This window comes from Pseudocitrobacter sp. CD920760 (genome assembly GCF_057782505.1).
Genome location: NZ_CM173490.1, coordinates 3,616,360 through 3,632,072, shown reverse-complemented (window position 1 = coordinate 3,632,072; position 15,713 = coordinate 3,616,360). Strand labels below are relative to the sequence as shown.

Here is a 15,713-nt window from a genome sequence, read left to right as displayed (position 1 = left end):
TTGTGCGCTGAGATGCGGGCCGGATGCAAATCCGGCCAACGCCTTACGCCTGACGATAGCCCGACAGGAAGCGGCCAAAGCGGGTAATTGACATCTCGAGGTCGTCGATGCGCGGCAGTGTGACGATACGCACATGGTCCGGCCACGGCCAGTTAAACGCCGTTCCCTGAACCAGCAGCACTTTTTCCTGCAACAGGAAATCGAGCACCATTTTCTGATCATCGTGAATGTTAAAGCGTTTAGCATCGATTTTCGGGAACATGTAGAGCGCGCCGTTAGGCTTCACGCACGAGACGCCAGGGATCTCGTTAATCAGTTCCCACGCGCGGTTACGCTGCTCATATAAACGACCGCCCGGTACGATAAACTCGCTGATACTCTGATACCCGCCCAGCGCCGTCTGGATGGCGTGCTGCGCCGGAACGTTGGCGCACAGGCGCATTGAGGCCAGCATTTCCAGCCCTTCAATATAACCTTTCGCATGTTTTTTCGGCCCGTTCAGTACCATCCAGCCCTGACGGAAGCCCGCCACGCGATAGGTTTTTGACAGGCCGTTAAAGGTCACGGTCAGTAAGTCTGGGGCCAGCGCGGCGATAGAGTGGTGCTGGGCGTGATCGTAGAGGATCTTATCATAGATTTCGTCAGCGAAGATGATCAGGTTATGTTCGCGGGCGAGCTCGACGATTTCCAACAGCAGCTCTTTGGAATAGACCGCCCCGGTTGGGTTGTTCGGGTTGATGATCACAATGCCGCGGGTTCGCGGGGTGATTTTGGCGCGAATATCGTCGAGGTCCGGGAACCAGCCTGCAGATTCATCGCACAGATAGTGCACCGCATTGCCGCCGGAAAGCGAGACTGCTGCTGTCCATAACGGGTAATCCGGTGCCGGCACCAGCATTTCATCGCCGCTGTTCAGCAATGCCTGCATGGCCTGCACAATCAGTTCAGATACGCCATTGCCGATATAAATATCTTCTACCGTCACATCGCGCATGCCGCGTGCCTGGTAGTGTTGCATGATAGCTTTACGGGCGGAGTAGAGCCCTTTGGAGTCGCAATAACCTTGCGCTGTTGGCAGGTTGCGGATCACATCGACCAGGATTTCATCCGGCGCGTCAAACCCGAAGGGGGCCGGGTTGCCGATGTTGAGCTTCAGAACTTTGTTGCCTTCTTCTTCAAGGCGTTTGGCCTCTTTCAGAACCGGGCCACGGATGTCGTAACAGACGTTGTCTAACTTGCTGGATTTTTCGATGGGGGACATGAACCTTTAACCTTTTTAGCTGTTATCGCCACTCCCAGCCATGGAAGTCAGCTTGGAATAATGTACTCCGCATCACCGGTGTTTTGAAGGGTCAACAGGAGAAGATTTTGTCAGTTTTAATGTCGCAGCACATTCTTTTTATCTAAAATTCAGCGACAATGCCGATTGTATGTATTGTTAATTTATTGTTTTATAGCGTCTTGTGTTGGTTGCTTGTTGATTTTCAGTTGTTTTAACTGATTAAAAACAAAACAGTTAAGTCAGGCGAAAAAAGTGCCGCGATATACTTTAGCAATGCTTTAGTAATATTAATTGTGAATGAATTCATGAAACATATACATCATGGCTAATACATTTCTCTGTGAATTCAATGTTAATCATTGTTAATGAACACCTCTGCCGGTCATTAATGTTTTATTTTAAATTGCAAAGTAATCATTAAGAATTGTTAGTTTTATTAAAGCATTTTGATTTTAATGGAATTTTTGCCTAAAGATCTTACTTATTAATACTTATAAATATAATGGTTTTAGGTTAGGATAATGATGTTATCGCGGACATTCATTCATCATACTTGTGAGTGATTATCGCTGCAAACAGACAACGTGATGTTATTAAACACTTTTTAATCATTTGTTTCCCTCCGGTATTATTGGGTAGTCAGCATTATATCGACTGGCCAGACAACCGGATTTTGAAAGAGCTCACACAAAGGTACTGAGAACAATAGTCTCACACCTGAAGATAAACACTTTATCGCAGAGGGGACTGTCACCCGATGGGAGGCAGACAATTTTAATGTAATACCGCTCCGTCAGGCAGTCATTCGGTTGCATCATGCCGAAGGATGGGCTTTTAAAAGGATGAGCCTGATTTTAGAGCGCGGCATCAACAAGGCAGGTTAGCCTTAGCGACCTGTAAGTGAATAAATATGATAAATGCAAATCGTCCGATACTGAACCTCGACCTCGATCTGCTGAGAACATTTGTTGCGGTCGCCGATTTGAGCACTTTTGCCGCAGCAGCAGCAGCCGTTTGTCGCACCCAATCCGCCGTTAGCCAGCAAATGCAGCGGCTTGAACAACTTGTTGGCAAAGAACTTTTTGCCCGTCATGGCCGTAATAAACTGCTGACCGAACACGGTATCCAGCTCTTAGGCTATGCACGTAAAATCCTGCGCTTTAATGATGAAGCCTGTACATCGCTGATGTTCAGTACGCTTCAGGGGCAACTGACGATTGGTTCGTCCGATGAGTCAGCGGATACCATCCTGCCATTCCTGCTCAACCGTATTAGCTCCGCCTGGCCGAAGCTTGGGCTGGATGTGCGTGTTAAGCGACACGCGGACATGGCGGACATGCTCCATAAGAACGAGGTTGATCTGGTACTCACCACGCACCGGATCGACGCGTTCCACTCGACGGTGTTACGTACCTCGCCGACGCACTGGTACTGCGCCGCAGAGTTCGCCCTGCGTCCGGGAGAGCCCGTACCATTGGTGTTGCTTGATGATCCGAGCCCGTTCCGCGATATGATTATCTCCACCCTGGATGCGGCAAATGTGCCGTGGCGTCTGGCGTATGTGGCCTCTACACCGTCAGCGGTACGCGCTGCGGTGAAGGCGGGGCTTGGCGTTACCGCAAGGCCGGTAGAGATGATGAGCCCGGAACTGCGCGTGCTGGGAAGAGCCGACAAAATGCCGGTGTTGCCAGATACCGAATATTTACTAAGCTGTAACGTGCAGAATCCAAATGAATTAATGCAGATGATCTTCCAGTCGGTTGAGACGAGCATCAAACCATGGACACAGAGCACTGTCTATACCCTGGAAGGGGGAGATAATTCCCATGCTGATGACGAGGTTATTGAGTAACAACCTTGTAGAAAACTGGTAACAAAATGTAAGTGTAAAAAAGAGTCACTGGCCAGCGAAAATGAGCCAGTGGCTTTTTTTTCGCCGGCGCTAATGCTTTTTGCAATTAATGCTTTTTACTATTCGTAATACAATCAGTTAATTAAGTGATTACTTGCCGTAAATTCGGGCAATTGTGATCCACTTTTAACATATCCTGCTAATGTTAAAAAACCGGGTGTTTTGTTGCTGTTTTTCAGGTCGAATTAACAGAACCGTGTCTTAGATCAAGAAAATACTCCTCCAGAGGGGGAGGAATCGTGTGAAATTCCTGTCAAAATAGAAGGGTACTAATTGTTATTGTTCTTAAACGGACACGATTCACCAGCACTCAATCCGGAGGGTGACATGAGTCGAAATGCCGCAAAGGGCACGTAATGTTAATGAAATGGAATTGATGTAAATTAATGTGATGAAACCTTTGTTAAAGTTGACAAAAGGTTATCGAAAGGAGTAAAAAACCTCAAATTTTTTCGGTCTATGCTTTGATTCTGGCCGTTTTGCTGGTTTTTTAATCCTCCCCATGAATCGATGTAGCGTCCATCTGCCGGTAAGAGCAGAAGTGGTTATGCTACCTATTTGGTAAAGCTTTGCGTATGTCAACATCCACTGAAATCATCGCTCATCACTGGGCATTTGCTATCTTTCTGCTCATCGCCGTTGGCCTGTGCTGCCTCATGCTGGTTGGCGGTTGGTATCTTGGCGGTCGCGCGCGCGCAAGAAGTAAAAACACGCCGTTTGAATCGGGTATCGACTCTGTGGGTACCGCACGCCTGCGCATGTCCGCGAAGTTCTATCTGGTCGCCATGTTCTTCGTCATCTTCGACGTGGAAGCGCTCTACCTTTTCGCCTGGTCAACCTCTATCCGCGAAAGTGGCTGGGTAGGGTTTATCGAAGCCGCAATTTTCATTTTGGTGCTACTGGCTGGTCTGGTTTACCTCGTTCGTGTTGGCGCACTTGACTGGACGCCTGCGCGTTCTCGCCGCACCCTGGTGAACTCCGATACTGACAGCGTCACTAACCGTAATACGCAGTAAAAGCGAGGCAATAAGATGGATTATACGCTCACCCGCATAGATCCTAACGGTGAGAACGACCGTTATCCCCTGCAAAAACAGGAGATTGTTACCGATCCCCTGGAGCAGGAAGTTAACAAAAGCGTGTATATGGGCAAGCTCGAACACGCGATGCACGATATGGTCAACTGGGGTCGCAAAAACTCAATCTGGCCATACAACTTTGGTCTTTCTTGCTGCTACGTTGAGATGGTGACGTCTTTCACTGCGGTGCATGACGTGGCGCGTTTCGGTGCGGAAGTTCTGCGTGCTTCCCCGCGTCAGGCTGACCTGATGGTGGTAGCGGGAACCTGCTTCACCAAGATGGCCCCGGTTATTCAGCGCCTGTATGAACAGATGCTGGAACCTAAGTGGGTTATCTCAATGGGCGCCTGCGCGAACTCTGGCGGCATGTACGACATTTACTCTGTCGTGCAGGGCGTTGATAAGTTTATTCCGGTTGATGTTTACATCCCGGGCTGCCCGCCGCGTCCGGAAGCCTATATGCAGGCACTGATGCTGCTGCAAGAGTCTATCGGCAAAGAGCGCCGCCCGCTGTCGTGGGTGGTGGGCGATCAGGGCGTTTATCGCGCCAACATGCAGTCGGAACGCGAGCGTAAACGCGGCGAACGAATTGCAGTGACGAATCTGCGCACGCCTGACGAGATTTAATTTGCGCCTGCGGGCGGGATAAAAACTTCGCAAATCAATCTACTACAACGCGAAGCCTCGTCAGCAGTCACCACGGACCTTTTGCAATGGTGAACAATATGACCGATTTAACCGCGCATGACGCAGCCGTTTGGCAAACCCGCGATCACCTTGATGATCCGGTCATCGGCGAACTGCGCAACCGTTTTGGGCCGGATGCTTTTACCGTTCAGGCGACCCGCACCGGGGTTCCCGTCGTTTGGGTCAAGCGCGAACAGCTGCTGGAAGTCGGCGACTTCCTGAAGAAACTGCCTAAGCCTTACGTCATGCTGTTTGATTTACACGGCATGGACGAACGTCTTCGCACGCACCGCCAGGGTTTACCCGCGGCGGATTTCTCCGTTTTCTACCACCTGATTTCTATCGATCGCAACAGCGATATCATGCTCAAGGTGGCGCTGTCTGAAAACGATCTGAACGTGCCGACCTTCACCAAACTCTTCCCGAACGCCAACTGGTATGAGCGTGAAACCTGGGAGATGTTTGGCATTACCTTTAACGGCCACCCGAATCTGCGTCGCATCATGATGCCGAACACCTGGGAAGGCCACCCGCTGCGTAAAGATTATCCGGCGCGCGCCACCGAATTCGATCCGTTTGAGCTGACTAAAGCCAAGCAGGACCTCGAAATGGAAGCGCTGACCTTTAAACCGGAAGAGTGGGGCATGAAGCGCGGTACCGAAAACGAGGACTTTATGTTCCTCAACCTCGGCCCGAACCACCCGTCTGCGCACGGTGCATTCCGTATTATCCTGCAGCTTGATGGCGAAGAGATCGTTGACTGCGTGCCTGACGTGGGTTACCACCACCGTGGCGCGGAGAAAATGGGCGAGCGCCAGTCCTGGCACAGCTACATTCCGTATACCGACCGTATCGAATACCTCGGTGGTTGCGTCAACGAAATGCCGTACGTGCTGGCCGTTGAGAAGCTGGCGGGGATCACCACGCCGGATCGCGTGAACGTTATTCGCGTGATGCTCTCCGAACTGTTCCGCATCAACAGCCACCTGCTGTATATCTCTACGTTTATTCAGGACGTCGGCGCGATGACGCCGGTATTCTTTGCCTTTACCGATCGTCAGAAAATCTACGATCTGGTGGAAGCGATTACCGGTTTCCGTATGCACCCGGCATGGTTCCGCATCGGCGGCGTAGCGCACGACCTGCCGAAAGGTTGGGATCGCCTGCTGCGTGAGTTCCTTGAGTGGATGCCGAAGCGTCTCGACTCTTACGAGAAAGCCGCGCTGCGTAACACTATCCTGATTGGCCGCTCTAAAGGCGTTGCTGCCTATACCGCGAAAGAAGCGCTGGAGTGGGGCACCACCGGTGCTGGCCTGCGCGCCACCGGTATCGGCTTCGACGTGCGTAAATGGCGTCCGTATTCTGGCTATGAAAACTTCGACTTTGAAATCCCGACCGGCGGTGGCGTTTCTGACTGCTACACCCGCGTGATGCTGAAAGTGGAAGAGCTGCGCCAGAGCCTGCGTATTCTTCAGCAGTGCCTCGACAACATGCCGGAAGGCCCGTTCAAAGCGGATCACCCGCTGACCACGCCGCCGCCGAAAGAGCGCACGCTGCAACATATCGAAACCCTGATCACCCACTTCCTGCAGGTTTCCTGGGGCCCGGTCATGCCGGCGCAGGAATCGTTCCAGATGGTGGAAGCGACCAAGGGTATTAACAGTTACTACCTGACCAGCGACGGCAGCACCATGAGCTACCGCACCCGTATCCGCACGCCGAGCTATGCGCACCTGCAGCAGATCCCGTCGGCTATTCGTGGCAGCCTGGTATCAGACCTTATCGTCTATCTGGGTAGTATCGATTTTGTTATGTCAGACGTGGACCGCTAATTATGCACGAGAATCAACAACCACAAACCGAGGCTTTTGAGCTGAGTGCGGCAGAGCGTGAAGCTATTGAGCACGAGAAGCACCACTACGAAGACCCGCGTGCGGCGTCCATCGAAGCGCTGAAAATCGTTCAGAAACAGCGTGGCTGGGTGCCGGACGGCGCGATCCACGCGATTGCCGATGTGCTGGGTATTCCGGCAAGCGACGTCGAAGGCGTGGCAACGTTCTACAGCCAGATCTTCCGCCAGCCGGTGGGCCGTCACGTGATCCGCTACTGCGACAGCGTGGTGTGTCACATCACGGGTTACCAGGGTATCCAGGCGGCGCTGGAGCAAAAGCTTAACATCAAACCGGGGCAGACGACCTTTGACGGTCGCTTTACGCTGCTGCCGACCTGCTGCCTGGGGAACTGCGACAAAGGGCCGAACATGATGATTGATGAGGATACTCACAGCCATCTGACGCCGGAAGCCATTCCTGAACTACTGGAGCGGTATAAATGAAAAACGTTATCCGTACTCCCGAAACGCATCCGCTGACCTGGCGTCTGCGTGATGACAAACAGCCGGTCTGGCTGGACGAATACCGTAGCAAAAACGGCTATGAAGGCGCGCGTAAAGCGTTGCTGGGGCTTTCCCCGGATGAAATCGTCAATCAGGTGAAAGACGCAGGCCTGAAAGGGCGCGGCGGCGCAGGCTTTTCCACTGGCCTGAAGTGGAGCCTGATGCCGAAAGACGAATCCATGAACATCCGTTACCTGCTGTGTAACGCCGATGAAATGGAGCCGGGCACCTATAAAGACCGTCTGCTGATGGAGCAACTGCCGCACCTGCTGGTGGAAGGCATGCTCATTTCCGCGTTTGCGCTGAAAGCGTATCGCGGCTACATCTTCCTGCGCGGTGAATATGTTGAAGCGGCGGTGCATCTGCGCCGCGCGATTGCCGAAGCAACCGAAGCCGGTCTGCTTGGCAAAAACATCCTCGGCACCGGGTTTGATTTTGAACTGTTCGTGCATACCGGGGCAGGGCGTTACATCTGCGGTGAAGAAACCGCGCTGATCAACTCCCTCGAAGGTCGTCGCGCCAACCCACGCTCGAAGCCGCCATTCCCGGCGACCTCTGGCGCATGGGGCAAACCGACCTGCGTTAACAACGTGGAAACCCTGTGCAACGTTCCCGCTATTCTCGCCAACGGCGTGGAGTGGTACCAGAACATCTCTACAAGCAAAGATGCGGGTACCAAGCTGATGGGCTTCTCCGGTCGGGTGAAAAATCCGGGCCTGTGGGAACTGCCGTTCGGCACCACCGCGCGTGAAATCCTCGAAGATTACGCGGGCGGCATGCGCGATGGCCTGAAATTCAAAGCCTGGCAGCCAGGCGGTGCGGGAACTGACTTCCTCACCGAAGCGCATCTTGACCTGCCAATGGAGTTCGAAAGCATTGGTAAAGCGGGCAGCCGTCTGGGTACGGCGCTGGCGATGGCCGTTGACCACGAAATTGGCATGGTTGGCCTGGTGCGTAACCTGGAAGAGTTCTTCGCCCGTGAGTCGTGCGGCTGGTGTACGCCATGCCGTGATGGCCTACCGTGGAGCGTGAAAATTCTGCGCGCGCTGGAAAAAGGCGAAGGCCAGCCGGGCGATATCGAGACACTTGAGCAACTGTGTCGATTCCTGGGCCCAGGTAAAACATTCTGTGCGCACGCACCTGGCGCGGTAGAACCGTTACAGAGCGCGATTAAATATTTCCGCGAAGAATTTGAAGCGGGCATCAAGCAGCAGTTCAGCAATACCCATGCGATCCATGGGATTCAGCCGAACCTGCTCAAGACGCGCTGGTAAAACAGAGAATTTCGATTAACGCTCAGTCTCTGACTGGGCCAACTGGAAGCATGCTAATGGCTACAATTCATGTAGACGGCAAAGAATATGAGGTCAACGGGGCGGACAACCTGCTACAGGCGTGTCTCTCCCTCGGCCTTGATATTCCGTACTTTTGCTGGCATCCGGCGCTGGGCAGCGTCGGCGCTTGCCGCCAGTGTGCGGTGAAGCAATACCAAAACGCGGAAGACACTCGTGGCCGCCTGGTGATGTCCTGTATGACACCGGCCACCGATGGCACCTTTATCTCTATTGATGACGACGAAGCGAAGCAGTTCCGTGAAAGCGTGGTCGAGTGGTTGATGACCAACCACCCGCACGACTGTCCGGTCTGTGAAGAGGGCGGTAACTGCCACCTTCAGGATATGACCGTGATGACCGGCCACAGCTTCCGTCGCTACCGTTTCACCAAGCGTACCCACCGCAATCAGGACCTGGGGCCGTTCATCTCTCACGAAATGAACCGCTGCATCGCCTGCTACCGCTGCGTGCGTTACTACAAAGATTATGCGGACGGTACCGACCTGGGCGTGTATGGCGCACACGACAACGTCTACTTTGGTCGTCCGGAAGACGGTACCCTGGAGAGCGAATTCTCCGGCAACCTGGTCGAAATTTGCCCGACCGGCGTATTCACCGACAAAACGCACTCCGAGCGTTACAACCGTAAATGGGACATGCAGTTTGCGCCGAGCATCTGCCAGCAATGTTCGATTGGCTGTAACACCAGCCCGGGCGAGCGCTACGGTGAACTGCGTCGTATCGAAAACCGTTACAACGGTACTGTTAACCACTACTTCCTCTGCGACCGTGGTCGTTTCGGCTATGGCTACGTGAACCTGAAAGACCGTCCACGTCAGCCGGTGCAGCTGCGCGGTAGCGACGTCATCACCCTCAACGCCGAGCAGGCGATGCAGGGTGCGGCGGATATTCTGCGTCAGTCGAAGAAAGTGATTGGTATCGGCTCCCCGCGCGCCAGCGTGGAAAGCAACTTCGCGCTGCGTGAACTGGTCGGTGCGGAAAACTTCTATACCGGCATCGCGAAAGCGGAGCAGGAACGTTTGCAACTGGCACTGACCGTGCTGCGTGACGGCGGTGTGCATACACCTGCGCTGCGTGAAATTGAGTCTTACGATGCGGTGCTGATTCTGGGCGAAGACATTACCCAGACCGGCGCACGCGTGGCGCTCTCTGTTCGTCAGGCGGTGAAAGGTAAAGCACGCGAAATGGCGGCGGCGCAGAAAGTGGCTGACTGGCAGATTGCGGCAATCCTCAACATCGGCCAGCGCGCGAAGCACCCGCTGTTTGTCACCAACGTTGATAACACCCGTCTGGATGACATTGCCGCGTGGACCTATCGCGCACCGGTTGAAGATCAGGCGCGCTTCGGTTTCGCTATCGCCCACGCCCTGGATAACAGCGCTCCGGCGGTAGACGGTATCGATCGCGACCTGCAGAACAAAATTGACGTCGTGGTTCAGGCGCTGGCTGGCGCGAAGAAACCGCTGATTATTTCCGGCACCAACGCCGGAAGCGCGGACGTCATTCAGGCGGCAGCAAACGTTGCGAAAGCACTGAAAACCCGTGGCTCTGACGTTGGCATCACCATGGTTGCCCGCGCGGTGAACAGCATGGGGCTCGGCATGATTGGCGGCGGCTCTCTTGATGATGCACTGAACGAGCTGGAAAGCGGCGCGGCAGATGCGGTTATCGTGCTGGAAAACGACCTGCATCGTCACGCTTCCGCCAGCCGTGTGGATGCCGCACTCTCCAAAGCGCCGCTGGTGATGGTGATTGATCATCAACGCACGGCAATTATGGAAAAAGCGCACCTGGTGCTGCCTGCGGCAAGTTTTGCCGAAAGCGATGGTACGGTCATCAACAACGAAGGCCGCGCACAGCGCTTCTTCCAGGTTTATGACCCGGCGTACTACGACAGCAACACCGTGATGCTGGAAAGCTGGCGCTGGCTGCACTCCCTGCACAGTACGGTGCAGAGCCGTGAAGTAGACTGGACGCAGCTTGACCACGTCATCGACGCGGTGGTCGAAAAACTGCCACAGCTGGCTGGCATCAAAGATGCTGCGCCGGACGCGACCTTCCGTATTCGCGGCCAGAAACTGGCGCGTGAACCGCACCGTTACAGTGGTCGTACCGCGATGCGCGCCAATATCAGCGTGCACGAACCGCGTCAGCCGCAGGATAAAGACACCATGTTCGCCTTCTCAATGGAAGGGAACAACCAGCCAGGCGCGCCGCGCTCGCAAATTCCGTTTGCATGGGCACCGGGCTGGAACTCCCCGCAGGCATGGAACAAGTTCCAGGCCGAGGTGGGTGGTCATCTGCGTCACGGCGATCCGGGCGTGCGTCTGATTGAAGCGTCTGAAAACGGTCTCGATTACTTCACCACCGTTCCGGCAAGCTTCCAGGTGGAAGAAGGTAAATGGCGTATCGCGCCGTACTACCACCTGTTCGGTAGCGATGAGATGTCACAACGTTCCCCGGTCTTCCAGACGCGTATGCCGCAACCGTATATCGCCCTTAACCCGGCGGATGCGGCGAAACTTGGCGTTAACGCTGGTGCGAAAATCGCCTTCGGCTATGACGGTCAAACCGTCACCCTGCCGCTGGTGATTTCCGAAGGTCTGACGGCAGGGCAGGTTGGCTTACCGATGGGGTTACCTGGCATCGCGCCAGTGCTGGCTGGTGGACGTCTTGAAAATCTGCAGGAGGCACAGCAATGAGTTGGTTAACACCGGATCTGATCGAGATCCTGCTCACTATTCTCAAGGCGGTGGTCATCCTGCTGGTGGTTGTCACCTGCGGCGCATTCATGAGCTTCGGCGAACGTCGTCTGCTCGGTCTGTTCCAGAACCGTTACGGGCCGAACCGTGTAGGCTGGGGCGGCTCGCTCCAGCTGGTGGCGGACATGATCAAGATGTTCTTTAAAGAGGACTGGATCCCGAAATTCTCGGACCGCGTCATCTTTACCCTGGCACCGATGATTGCCTTTACCTCGCTGCTGCTGGCGTTTGCGATTGTGCCAGTGAGCCCGACGTGGGTGGTGGCTGACCTGAACATCGGTATTCTGTTCTTCCTGATGATGGCAGGGCTGGCGGTTTACGCCGTGCTGTTCGCAGGCTGGTCGAGCAACAACAAATACTCACTGCTGGGCGCGATGCGTGCCTCTGCCCAGACGCTGAGCTATGAAGTGTTCCTCGGACTCTCCCTGATGGGCGTGGTGGCGCAGGCCGGTTCATTCAACATGACCGACATCGTCAACAACCAGGCCGACATCTGGAACGTGATCCCGCAGTTCTTTGGTTTTGTGACCTTCGCAATCGCGGGCGTGGCGGTGTGTCACCGTCACCCGTTTGACCAACCCGAAGCCGAGCAGGAACTGGCCGATGGTTACCACATTGAATATTCCGGTATGAAATTCGGTCTGTTCTTCGTGGGGGAATACATCGGTATCGTGACCATTTCGGCCATGATGGTGACCCTGTTCTTCGGTGGCTGGCAAGGCCCGTTCTTACCGCCGTTCATCTGGTTCGCGATCAAAACCGCGTTCTTCATGATGATGTTCATTTTGATTCGCGCCTCATTACCGCGTCCGCGTTATGACCAGGTAATGTCCTTCGGCTGGAAAATTTGCCTGCCGCTGACGCTAATCAACTTGCTGGTAACGGCGGCTGTCATTCTCTGGCAGCAGCCATAAGGGGCGAATAGACCATGACCTTAAAAGAATTATTGGTAGGTTTCGGCACCCAGGTACGCAGTATCTGGATGATCGGCCTGCATGCGTTCGCCAAACGCGAAACGCAAATGTACCCGGAAGAGCCGGTTTATCTGCCGCCGCGCTATCGTGGCCGTATCGTGCTGACGCGCGACCCGGACGGCGAAGAGCGCTGTGTGGCCTGTAACCTGTGTGCGGTAGCCTGCCCGGTAGGCTGTATCTCGCTGCAAAAAGCAGAAACCAAAGATGGCCGCTGGTATCCGGAGTTTTTCCGCATCAACTTCTCACGCTGTATTTTCTGCGGCCTGTGCGAAGAAGCGTGCCCGACCACGGCGATTCAGTTAACCCCGGACTTCGAGCTGGGCGAATACAAACGTCAGGATCTGGTGTACGAGAAAGAGGATCTGCTGATTTCCGGCCCGGGTAAATACCCGGAATATAACTTCTACCGGATGGCGGGTATGGCAATCGACGGCAAAGATAAAGGCGAAGCAGAGAACGAAGCCAAGCCTATCGACGTCAAGAGCCTGTTACCTTAAGGAGAGGGGCAATGGAATTCGCTTTTTATATCTGTGGCCTTATCGCCATCCTCGCGACGTTGCGGGTTATTACGCACACTAATCCGGTACACGCCTTGCTGTACCTGATTATTTCGCTGCTGGCTATCGCAGGCGTCTTCTTCTCACTGGGCGCGTACTTCGCCGGGGCGCTGGAGATCATCGTTTACGCCGGGGCCATCATGGTGCTGTTCGTGTTTGTGGTGATGATGCTGAACCTCGGTGGGGCAGAAATTGCCCAGGAACGCGAGTGGCTGAAGCCGCAAATCTGGATTGGCCCGGCGATTCTCTCCGCCGTTCTGCTGGCGGTGATGGTGTATGCCATTCTGGGCCTTAACGACCAGGGCATCGACGGCAACCCAATCAGTGCGAAAGAAGTCGGTATCGCCCTGTTTGGCCCGTACGTTCTGGCGGTTGAACTGGCGTCCATGCTGTTGCTGGCAGGCCTGGTTGTCGCCTTCCACATTGGCCGTGAAGATCGTCCGGGTGAGCTTATCAGCAACCGTCCGAACGACAGCGCGAAAAGAAAACCGGAGGAGCACGCATGATCCCCTTAACACATGGACTGATCCTCGCCGCGATCCTCTTCGTTCTGGGCTTAACCGGTCTGGTTATCCGCCGCAACCTGCTGTTTATGCTGATTGGGCTGGAAATCATGATTAACGCCTCCGCGCTGGCCTTTGTGGTCGCCGGAAGCTACTGGGGCCAGACCGATGGTCAGGTGATGTATATCCTCGCTATCAGCCTTGCGGCTGCGGAGGCGAGTATTGGCCTGGCGCTGCTGCTGCAGCTCCATCGTCGCCGCCAGAACCTGAATATCGATTCAGTAAGTGAGTTGCGCGGATGAATATGCTTGCCTTAACCATTATTCTGCCATTGATTGGCTTTGTTCTGCTGGCCTTCTCCCGTGGTCGTTGGTCGGAAAACCTTTCCGCCACCGTGGGCGTGGGTTCAATTGGCCTGGCGGCGCTGGTGACCGCGATTGTCGGCGTCGATTTCTTTAATAACGGCAAACAGGCGCTCAGCGTTCCGCTGTGGACCTGGATGTCAGTGGGCGATTTCAACATCGGTTTCAACCTCGTGCTGGACGGCCTGTCGCTGACCATGCTCTCGGTCGTGACGGGCGTTGGCTTCCTGATCCACATGTTCGCCTCCTGGTACATGCGCGGTGAAGAGGGGTACTCCCGCTTCTTCGCCTACACCAACCTGTTTATCGCCAGCATGGTGGTTCTGGTGCTGGCCGATAACCTGCTGTTGATGTATCTCGGCTGGGAAGGCGTGGGCCTCTGTTCCTATCTGCTGATCGGTTTCTACTACACCGATCCGAAGAATGGCGCGGCGGCGATGAAAGCGTTTGTCGTGACCCGCGTGGGTGACGTCTTCCTCGCCTTCGCGCTGTTTATTCTCTACAACGAACTGGGCACCCTGAACTTCCGCGAAATGGTGGAACTGGCGCCGGCGCACTTCGAGGCGGGCAACAACATGCTCACCTGGGCGACGCTGATGCTGCTGGGTGGCGCGGTCGGTAAATCGGCACAGCTGCCGTTGCAAACATGGCTTGCAGATGCGATGGCGGGCCCGACGCCTGTCTCCGCGCTGATCCACGCCGCAACGATGGTCACCGCCGGTGTCTACCTGATTGCGCGTACCCACGGTCTGTTCCTGATGACCCCGGAAATTCTGCATCTGGTCGGTATCGTGGGTGCGGTCACGCTGGTGCTGGCAGGCTTTGCCGCGCTGGTGCAAACCGACATCAAACGCGTACTCGCCTATTCCACCATGAGCCAGATTGGCTACATGTTCCTGGCGCTGGGCGTTCAGGCGTGGGATGCGGCGATTTTCCACCTGATGACGCACGCCTTCTTTAAAGCGCTGCTGTTCCTGGCGTCCGGCTCGGTTATCCTGGCCTGCCACCACGAACAGAACATCTTTAAGATGGGCGGCCTGCGTAAATCCATTCCGCTGGTGTACGCCTGCTTCCTGATTGGTGGTGCTGCGCTCTCCGCGCTGCCGCTGATTACCGCAGGCTTCTTCAGTAAGGATGAGATTCTGGCGGGTGCGATGGCGAATGGTCATATCAACCTGATGGTGGCGGGCCTGGTCGGCGCGTTCATGACCTCGCTTTACACCTTCCGTATGATTTTCATCGTCTTCCACGGAAAAGAACAAATTCACGCTCACGCAGGGAAGGGGATCACCCACCACCTGCCGCTGATTGTGCTGATGATCCTCTCCACCTTTGTTGGCGCGCTGATTGTTCCGCCGCTGCAGGGTGTACTGCCGGATACTGCCGAGCTCGAACATGGCCGCGTACTGACGCTGGAAATTACCTCCGGTGTGGTGGCGATTGCGGGCATCCTGATTGCCGCATGGCTGTGGCTGGGCAAACGGACTCTGGTGACGTCGATTGCCAACAGCGGCCCTGGCCGTCTGCTGGGAACATGGTGGTATAACGCCTGGGGCTTCGACTGGCTCTACGACAAAGTGTTTGTTAAACCGTTCCTGGGTATTGCGTGGCTGCTGAAGCGCGACCCGATGAACGCCATGATGAACATTCCGGCCATTCTTTCTCGCGTTGCGGGCAAAGGGCTGGTGTTGAGTGAGAACGGTTATCTGCGTTGGTATGTGGCTTCCATGAGCATTGGTGCCGTGGTTGTGTTGGCGCTGCTGATGGTATTGCGTTGAGTTTGACGAATGCGGTTTTGCCCGGTGGCGCTGCGCTTACCGGGCCTACAGGGTTCCGTAGGTCGGG

General features: G+C 54.9%; 13 protein-coding genes. 12 read left to right on the top strand and 1 reads right to left on the bottom strand.

Annotated elements, in window-relative coordinates:
- Positions 1-43: 43 nt before the first annotated feature.
- Positions 44-1,261 (bottom strand): alanine transaminase AlaA, encoded by a 1,218-nt coding sequence (alaA, locus tag AC1MKH_RS16985; protein ID WP_015963650.1) that lies wholly within the window; start codon positions 1,259-1,261, stop codon positions 44-46.
- A 931-nt stretch (positions 1,262-2,192) separates the two neighbouring features.
- On the opposite strand from alaA, the gene lrhA reads away from it, so the two are divergent.
- From lrhA to nuoL, 12 genes are all read left to right on the top strand, one after another.
- Positions 2,193-3,134 carry a transcriptional regulator LrhA gene (gene lrhA / locus AC1MKH_RS16980; RefSeq protein WP_015963651.1) on the top strand — a complete coding sequence of 314 codons (942 nt, stop codon included), beginning with the start codon at positions 2,193-2,195 and terminating at the stop codon, positions 3,132-3,134.
- A 629-nt stretch (positions 3,135-3,763) separates the two neighbouring features.
- Positions 3,764-4,210, top strand: a complete 447-nt coding sequence (gene nuoA, locus AC1MKH_RS16975; protein ID WP_276219756.1) for an NADH-quinone oxidoreductase subunit NuoA — start codon at positions 3,764-3,766, stop codon at positions 4,208-4,210.
- A 15-nt stretch (positions 4,211-4,225) separates the two neighbouring features.
- The gene (gene nuoB / locus AC1MKH_RS16970) at positions 4,226-4,900 is read left to right on the top strand and encodes an NADH-quinone oxidoreductase subunit NuoB (RefSeq protein ID WP_015963653.1); all 675 of its coding nucleotides are present in this window, start codon (positions 4,226-4,228) and stop codon (positions 4,898-4,900) included.
- 86 nt (positions 4,901-4,986) lie between these two features.
- Entirely contained in the window at positions 4,987-6,792 is a 1,806-nt protein-coding gene (gene nuoC, locus AC1MKH_RS16965) for an NADH-quinone oxidoreductase subunit C/D (protein ID WP_276219757.1), read from the top strand.
- Positions 6,793-6,794: 2 nt separating this feature from the next.
- Positions 6,795-7,295 carry an NADH-quinone oxidoreductase subunit NuoE gene (nuoE, locus tag AC1MKH_RS16960; RefSeq protein ID WP_015963655.1) on the top strand — a complete coding sequence of 167 codons (501 nt, stop codon included), beginning with the start codon at positions 6,795-6,797 and terminating at the stop codon, positions 7,293-7,295.
- Complete coding sequence (gene nuoF / locus AC1MKH_RS16955; protein WP_276219758.1) at positions 7,292-8,629, top strand: NADH-quinone oxidoreductase subunit NuoF; 1,338 nt, start codon at positions 7,292-7,294, stop codon at positions 8,627-8,629. Before nuoE ends, nuoF begins: the two co-directional genes overlap by 4 nt.
- 56 nt (positions 8,630-8,685) lie before the next feature.
- Positions 8,686-11,412, top strand: a complete 2,727-nt coding sequence (gene nuoG, locus AC1MKH_RS16950) for an NADH-quinone oxidoreductase subunit NuoG (RefSeq protein ID WP_276219759.1) — start codon at positions 8,686-8,688, stop codon at positions 11,410-11,412.
- Entirely contained in the window at positions 11,409-12,386 is a 978-nt protein-coding gene (gene nuoH, locus AC1MKH_RS16945) for an NADH-quinone oxidoreductase subunit NuoH (RefSeq protein ID WP_015963658.1), read from the top strand. Before nuoG ends, nuoH begins: the two co-directional genes overlap by 4 nt.
- A 14-nt stretch (positions 12,387-12,400) precedes the next feature.
- A complete protein-coding gene (gene nuoI / locus AC1MKH_RS16940) occupies positions 12,401-12,943 on the top strand; it encodes an NADH-quinone oxidoreductase subunit NuoI (protein ID WP_000172742.1) in 543 nt (180 codons plus the stop codon).
- Between the two features lie 11 nt (positions 12,944-12,954).
- Positions 12,955-13,509, top strand: coding sequence for an NADH-quinone oxidoreductase subunit J (gene nuoJ, locus AC1MKH_RS16935; protein WP_015963659.1), 555 nt, complete (start codon positions 12,955-12,957; stop codon positions 13,507-13,509).
- Entirely contained in the window at positions 13,506-13,808 is a 303-nt protein-coding gene (nuoK, locus tag AC1MKH_RS16930) for an NADH-quinone oxidoreductase subunit NuoK (RefSeq protein ID WP_003861496.1), read from the top strand. The genes nuoJ and nuoK overlap by 4 nt, the downstream gene beginning before the upstream one ends.
- Positions 13,805-15,646, top strand: coding sequence for an NADH-quinone oxidoreductase subunit L (nuoL, locus tag AC1MKH_RS16925; RefSeq protein WP_276219760.1), 1,842 nt, complete (start codon positions 13,805-13,807; stop codon positions 15,644-15,646). Before nuoK ends, nuoL begins: the two co-directional genes overlap by 4 nt.
- Positions 15,647-15,713: the final 67 nt, after the last annotated feature.